Here is a 6,788-nt window from a genome sequence, read left to right as displayed (position 1 = left end):
TTGGCCTCCGACTTAGCAGGCCGGGCCGGGGCGGCGGGGCGGCGACGGCGACGAGCCCGTGCAGCCGGCCGGGGTGACGGTGCGCGAGGGTCCAGCCGACCCAGCCGCCCAGGTCGTGCCCGACGACCACCGCGCGCCGGGCCCCGAGGGACCGCACGAGCGCGTCGACGTCGTCGGCCAGCCCGGGCAGGTGATAGCCGCGGGGCGTGGCGTCGGAGGCGCCGTGCCCGCGCAGGTCCGCCGCCACGGCCCGGTACCCGGCGGCTGCGAGCCCGGGGAGCACGTCCCGCCAGGCCCACCAGTTCTGCAGCGCACCGTGCAGCAGCAGCACCAGCGGCGCCTGCGGGTCGCCGTCGCCGGCCGGCTCGCAGACGGCGACGTGGAACCGGATGCCGTGGGCCCCGACGAAGCGGTGGTGCCAGGGCCCCGGGACGCCGACGACCGAGGCGTCGGTGAGGTGGGCGGGGAAGGTCGGCCGGCGGGGGCTCAGCGGGAGACCCCGCTCAGTCCCGCCCGGCAGCGCGGGTGCCGGCGACCGTGGAGGCGCCGGTCTTGGCCATCTGCACCGCCGCGTCGCGGCCGTGCTGGTCCTGCCCGTCGGTGCCGTGGTCGGAGGTGAAGGCCTCCTTGACGTCCTCGACGGTGCCCTTGCCCTGGGCCAGGGTCCGCTTGGGGCCCTGCACGCGCTTGAGCATGAGCGCGCCCACGCCGGCGAGGACCAGCCCGAGCACGAGCAGCACGCCGCCGACGAGCAGGTAGGCACCCCAGCGCTCCATCCCGCCCGCGACCATGCCCTCGGCCGCGGCGACGAGGAGGTAGACCACGGCGAGGCCGAGCAGCGACAGGGCGGCGGCGAGGAGGCCGGCACCGATCCCGCCCGCCTTGGCGGCCTTGGTGATCTCGGCCTTCGCGAGCGCCTTCTCGTGGTCGATGATGGCGCGCACGTCGTCGAGGGCGTCGGCGACCAGCTGGCCGATGGAGCGGTCGGTCGGTGCCATGAGAGGTGTCTCCAGGGTCCGGGGGCGGGGGCACGACGGTAGCGCGCGGGCGGACGGCGGGCCTGCCCGCGGCGCGTCCCGGACCGGGGGCTCTCGGCCCCCCGGCCCTCTCGGGCCCGCGGCCGCGCCGGGTTCAGGCCGTGGCGGTGCGGGCGGCCTCGCGCTCGGCGACGAGCCGGTACGCCTTGTTGCGCCGCAGCAGCACGACCGAGGCCAGCACCGCCGAGGTGAGCGAGCCGAACAGGACGGCCGCGGTGACGTGCTGCCCGGTCTCCGACCCCGCACCGAACGCGAGCTCGCCGATGAGCAGCGACACCGTGAACCCGATGCCCGCGAGCAGAGCCACGCCCAGCACGTCCCCCCACGCCAGGTCCGCGTCCAGCTCGGCCTTCGTGAAGCGGGCCAGCAGCCACGTGGTGCCGAAGACCCCGACCACCTTGCCGCCGACCAGCCCGAGCATGACCCCCAGGGCGACCCGGTCGGCGAAGACCTCGCCCACGCCGCCCTCGGTGAAGTTCACGCCCGCGGCGAAGAACGCGTAGACCGGGATGGCGAAGCCGGCGGAGACCGGCCGCCAGGCGTGCTCGATGCTGGTGGCCAGGCACACGCCCTCGCGCCCGGGCCGCAGCACGGGGACGGTGAGGCCCAGCAGCACCCCGGCGATGGTGGCGTGCACCCCGGACTCGTGGACGAACAGCCACGCGAGGAGGGCGAGCGGCACGAGCAGCCACTCGCTGGTGATCCGCCTCTGGACGAGCAGGGCGAACAGCCCGACCGGGACCAGCGCCCCGGCGAGGTACCCCAGCTCGAGGGTGTCGGTGTAGAAGACGGCGATGATGATGATCGCCAGCAGGTCGTCGACCACGGCGAGCGTGAGCAGGAACGCCCGGAGCGCCGACGGCAGCCCGGAGCCGATGACGGCGAGCACCGCGAGGGCGAAGGCGATGTCGGTGGCCGCCGGGATCGCCCAGCCGCGCAGCGCGTCGGGACCGGCGGAGAAGGTCACCGCCACGTAGAACAGGGCGGGCACGGTCATGCCCCCGACGGCCGCGAGCATGGGCATGGCCGCCTGGGAGGGCTTCCGCAGGGAGCCGGCGAGGAACTCGCGCTTGAGCTCGAGGCCGACGATGAAGAAGAAGACGGCGAGCAGGCCGTCGGCCGCCCACGCGGACAGCGTAAGGTCCAGGTGGAAGCTCAGCGGGCCGAGCCCGAGGGTGCCGTCGTAGGGGACGGTCTCGCGCAGGGCGGTGTACGCCTCCCGGCCGGGGAGGTTGGCCCACACCACCGCGGCCACCGCGGCGACGAGCAGGACCGCGCCGCCGACGGTCTCGGTGCGCAGCGCCGCGGCGACGACGGAGCGGTCGCGGTCGTCGCCCTCCTGCCGGCCGAAGAGCCGGGTGCGTGGGCGGGGGGCGTCGTGGGGCACGGGTGTCCTCCTGGTCGGGGGCGGGGCGGCAGCACCCTCAAGGGGTGCGTCAGGCGCGACGTCGCTCGTACCGCCGCTCGTGCCGACCAGACTTCCCGGCTCTCCGTCGCCCAGGCTAGCGGCCGGGCGGCCCGGTCTCCTCGGGCCGCCCGGCTCGCGGACGCGCCGCTGCCTCAGTCCTCCGTCGCCGAGCCCTTCGCGGCCAGGCCGGTCTGGATGAGACCCATGACGCCGGAGTCGGTGAGCGTGGTGACGTCGCCGAGCTCACGGTTCTCGGCCACGTCGCGCAGCAGCCGGCGCATGATCTTGCCCGAGCGGGTCTTGGGCAGCTCCTGCACGACGAGCACCCGCTTGGGCTTGGCGATGGCGCCGATCTGCTTGGCGACGTGGTCGCGCAGCGCCTCCTGCGGGTCGGTGTCGCCGATGACGCTCGCGCTGTTGCCACGGAGGATGACGAAGGCCACCGGCGCCTGGCCGGTGGTGTCGTCGGCGGCGCCGACCACGGCGGCCTCGGCCACCGCGGGGTGGCTGACCAGCGCCGACTCGATCTCCGTCGTCGACAGCCGGTGGCCCGACACGTTCATCACGTCGTCGACCCGGCCGAGGAGCCAGACGTCGCCGTCGTCGTCGAGCTTGGCGCCGTCGCCGGCGAAGTACCGGCCCGGGAACCGCGACCAGTACGTGTCCTTGAACCGCTGGTCGTCGCCCCAGATGGTCCGCAGCATCGCCGGCCAGGGCTCGGTGAGGACGAGGTAGCCGCCCCCGCCGTGCGGGACCTCCTTGCCCTCGTCGTCGACCACGGCGGCGCTGATGCCGGGCAGCGGCTTCTGGGCCGAGCCGGGCCGCAGGGTCGTCACGCCCGGGAGCGGGCTGATCATGATCGCGCCGGTCTCGGTCTGCCACCAGGTGTCGACGATCGGGGTGCGGTCGTGCCCGACCACCCGGCGGTACCAGATCCACGCCTCGGGGTTGATGGACTCCCCGACGCTGCCCAGCAGCCGGATGCTCGACAGGTCGTGCTCGGCGACGAGCTCCTCGCCCCACTTCATGAAGGTCCGGATCGCCGTGGGCGCGGTGTAGAGGATGGTCACGCCGTACTTGGCGGCGAGCTCCCACCACCGGGCCTTGTGCGGGGTGTCGGGGGTGCCCTCGTAGACCAGCTGGGTCGCGCCGTTGGCGAGCGGGCCGTAGACGACGTAGCTGTGGCCGGTGACCCAGCCGACGTCGGCGGTGCACCAGTAGACGTCGGTCTCCGGGCGCAGGTCGAACACCGTCGCGTGGGTGTAGGCGACCTGCGTGAGGTAGCCGCCGGTGGTGTGGAGGATGCCCTTGGGCTTCCCTGTCGTGCCGGAGGTGTAGAGGATGAAGAGCGGGTTCTCGGCGTCGAAGGCCTGCGGCGTGTGCTCGTCGGAGGCGGTGTCGACGACGTCGTGCCACCACACGTCGCGACCCTCGGTCCACTCCACGTCCTGGCCGGTGCGGCGGACGACGACGACGGACCGGACGCTGTCGGCGCCGCCGTCCAGGGCGCCGTCGACCGCGGGCTTGAGGGCGGCCGCGCTGCCGCGGCGGTACCCGCCGTCGGCGGTGACGACGAGCGTGGCCTGGGCGTCGTCGATCCGGCTGCGCAGCGCGTCGGCGCTGAACCCGCCGAAGACCACGCTGTGCGCGGCACCGAGCCGGGCGCAGGCGAGCATCGTGACGATGGCCTCGGGGATCATCGGCAGGTAGACCGCGACCCGGTCGCCCTCGCCGACGCCGAGCGCGGCGAAGGCGTTGGCCGCCCGGCTGACCTCCTTCTGGAGGTCGGCGTAGGTGATGGTGCGGGTGTCGCCGGGCTCGCCCTCGAAGTGGATGGCGACCCGGTCGCCGTTGCCGGCCTCGACGTGGCGGTCCACGCAGTTGTAGGCGGCGTTGAGCTTCCCGCCGACGTACCACTTCGCGAACGGCGGGTCGGTCCAGTCGAGGGTCTCGGAGAAGTCCTCCTCCCAGTGCAGGCGCTCGCGGGCCTGGGCGGCCCAGAAGGCCAGCCGGTCGGCCGAGGCCTGCTCGTACAGCTCGGGTCCCGCCACGGCGTCGCGGGCGAACTCCTCGGGCGGCGGGAAGCGCCGGCTCTCCACCGACAGGTTCTCCAGCGTCTTCGAGGGCTCCGTGGTCATCGGTTCTCCTTCGCGGGTGGTGACCGGCCGGTCGGCGGGGCTGCCCGCCGACCGGCCGGGGGATCAGTGGACGGTGGCCTTCTCGGCGCCCGCGCCCGTGAGGGAGCGGACCTCCATCTCGGCCTGCTTGGACTCGTGGTTGGCGTCGGGACGGCTGGTGACCGTGCCGACCCACCCGAGCAGGAAGGCGAGCGGGATGGAGACGATGCCGGGGTTGGCGAGGGGGAAGACGTCGAAGTCCGCGGACGGGATCATCGAGGTCTCGGCGCCGGACACCGTCGGGCTCAGGGCGATGAGCACGATGCAGCTGACGAGCCCGCCCCACATGCTGAACAGGGCGCCGCGGGTGTTGAAGCGGGACCAGAACAGCGAGTACAGGATCGTCGGCAGGTTGGCGCTCGCGGCGACCGCGAAGGCGAGCGCGACGAGGAAGGCGATGTTCTGCCCGTTCGCCGCGATGCCGCCGAGGATCGACACGACGCCGATGACGACCACCGTGCGGCGGGCGATCTTGACCTCCGCCTCCGGGTCGCCCTCGCCCTTCTTGATGACGCTGGCGTAGATGTCGTGGGCGAAGCTGGCCGCGGCGGTGATGGTGAGGCCGGCGACGACCGCGAGGATCGTGGCGAAGGCGACCGCGGCGATGATGCCCAGCAGCAGGGTGCCGCCCAGCTCGAAGGCCAGCAGCGGTGCCGCGGAGTTCACGCCGCCGGGCGAGGCGAGGATCGTCTCCTGGCCGACGTAGGCCATGGCGCCGAAGCCGAGCACGAGCGTGAACAGGTAGAACAGGCCGATCAGCGAGATCGCCCAGACCACGCTGCGGCGGGCCTCCTTGGCGGTGGGCACCGTGTAGAAGCGCATGAGCACGTGGGGCAGGCCCGCGGTGCCGAGCACCAGCGCGAGCGCCAGGGAGATGAAGTTGAGCTTCGTCAGCCCGGAGGCGCCGTACTGGACCATCGGCTCGAGCAGCTGCGGGTTGCCCGCGGACTCCACGGCCTGTCCGAGCAGGCGGGACAGGTTGAAGCCGGCCTTGGCCAGCACCCACACCGTCATGACGCCGGCGCCGGCGATGAGCAGCGTCGCCTTGATGATCTGCACCCAGGTGGTGCCCTTCATGCCGCCGACGAGCACGTAGACGATCATGAGCGCGCCGACGACGGCGATGACCAGCGACTGCCCGGTGCGGGACTGGATGTTGAGCAGCAGCGCCACCAGGCCGCCGGCGCCCGCCATCTGGGCCAGCAGGTAGAAGAAGGAGACGGCGAGCGTGGCCGTGGCGGCCGCGACGCGGACCGGGCGCTGCCGCAGCCGGAAGCTGAGGACGTCGGCCATCGTGAACTTGCCGGTGTTGCGCAGCAGCTCCGCGACCAGCAGCAGGGCCACGAGCCAGGCGACGAGGAAGCCGATGGAGTAGAGGAAGCCGTCGTAGCCGTTGACGGCGATGGCGCCGGCGATGCCGAGGAAGCTCGCCGCGGACAGGTAGTCCCCGGCGATGGCGGTGCCGTTCTGGCCGCCGGTGAACGAGCGGCCGGCGGCGTAGTAGTCCGCGGCGGTCTTGGTGTTCTTGGAGGCGCGGAACACCACGACGAGGGTGACCGCGACGAACAGCAGGAAGATCGCGATGTTGACCAGAGGGCTGCCGACGGCCTCGGTCGGTGCCACGGCGAGGGGGAGGCGGTTCACCGGCCCTCCTCCGTCCGGACGCGGGCGCCGATGGTGGCGGCCTGGTCGTCGAGGTTGCGGTTGGCCCAGCGCACGTAGGCGATGGTGATGAGGGCCGTGCTGACGAACTGGCCCAGGCCGAAGAGGATGCCGACGTTGACGTTGCCGAAGACGGGCGTCGCGAAGAAGTCGGTGGCGTAGGCGGCGAGCAGGACGTACAGGAAGTACCAGACGAGGAACGCGACCGTCATGGGGAAGACGAAGCGGCGGAACGAGCGGCGCAGCGCCTGGAAGTCGGCGCTGTCCTGCACCTCCTCCCACGTGGTCTGGTCGGGGGCGTGGTCCTCGCGGAACCTGTCGGGATCGTGGGTGGTGCTCACGTGACCTCCTCGTCGCGCACACGTCCGCGGCGGTGCGGGCGTCGGTCCGGATGATGGCGGCGCCCCGGCCCGCGGGGCGAGCGACGCGGCCGGGGTCAGCGACGAGCGGTAGGGCTGCGGCGACGAGCGGTCGGGGCCGGGGCGCCCGGCGGGGGCGCCGTGG

The 6,788-nt window shown here is 73.3% G+C and carries 6 protein-coding genes; all 6 read right to left on the bottom strand.

Annotated features, from left to right (window positions below; genetic code table 11):
- Window positions 1-331 (bottom strand): alpha/beta fold hydrolase (locus WCS02_RS15670; protein ID WP_340294910.1); only part of this gene is annotated, 331 nt, incomplete at its 3' end.
- A gap of 172 nt (window positions 332-503) precedes the next feature.
- Window positions 504-998: a phage holin family protein gene (locus WCS02_RS15665; RefSeq protein WP_340294908.1), complete on the bottom strand. Its 495-nt coding sequence runs from the start codon at window positions 996-998 to the stop codon at window positions 504-506.
- A 133-nt stretch (window positions 999-1,131) separates the two neighbouring features.
- The gene (gene nhaA, locus WCS02_RS15660; RefSeq protein ID WP_340294906.1) at window positions 1,132-2,424 is read right to left on the bottom strand and encodes a Na+/H+ antiporter NhaA; all 1,293 of its coding nucleotides are present in this window, start codon (window positions 2,422-2,424) and stop codon (window positions 1,132-1,134) included.
- Between the two features lie 173 nt (window positions 2,425-2,597).
- Window positions 2,598-4,583, bottom strand: a complete 1,986-nt coding sequence (gene acs, locus WCS02_RS15655; RefSeq protein ID WP_340294904.1) for an acetate--CoA ligase — start codon at window positions 4,581-4,583, stop codon at window positions 2,598-2,600.
- A gap of 63 nt (window positions 4,584-4,646) precedes the next feature.
- Window positions 4,647-6,266 (bottom strand): solute symporter family protein, encoded by a 1,620-nt coding sequence (locus WCS02_RS15650; RefSeq protein WP_340294902.1) that lies wholly within the window; start codon window positions 6,264-6,266, stop codon window positions 4,647-4,649.
- The gene (locus WCS02_RS15645) at window positions 6,263-6,625 is read right to left on the bottom strand and encodes a DUF485 domain-containing protein (RefSeq protein WP_340294900.1); all 363 of its coding nucleotides are present in this window, start codon (window positions 6,623-6,625) and stop codon (window positions 6,263-6,265) included. The genes WCS02_RS15650 and WCS02_RS15645 overlap by 4 nt, the downstream gene beginning before the upstream one ends.
- Window positions 6,626-6,788: the final 163 nt, after the last annotated feature.

Origin of the sequence: Aquipuribacter hungaricus, assembly GCF_037860755.1 — a bacterium.
GTDB classification, from domain to species: Bacteria; Actinomycetota; Actinomycetes; order Actinomycetales; family JBBAYJ01; genus Aquipuribacter; species Aquipuribacter hungaricus.
Note: the sequence above shows the minus strand (reverse complement) of the source record. Positions and strands in the feature narration are given on the sequence as shown.

Coding starts and splice junctions, on each gene's coding strand:
- WCS02_RS15665 (WP_340294908.1), bottom strand. CDS start 998: ATGGCACCGACCGACCGCTCCATCGGCCAGCTGGTCGCCGACGCCCTC.
- acs (WP_340294904.1), bottom strand. CDS start 4,583: ATGACCACGGAGCCCTCGAAGACGCTGGAGAACCTGTCGGTGGAGAGC.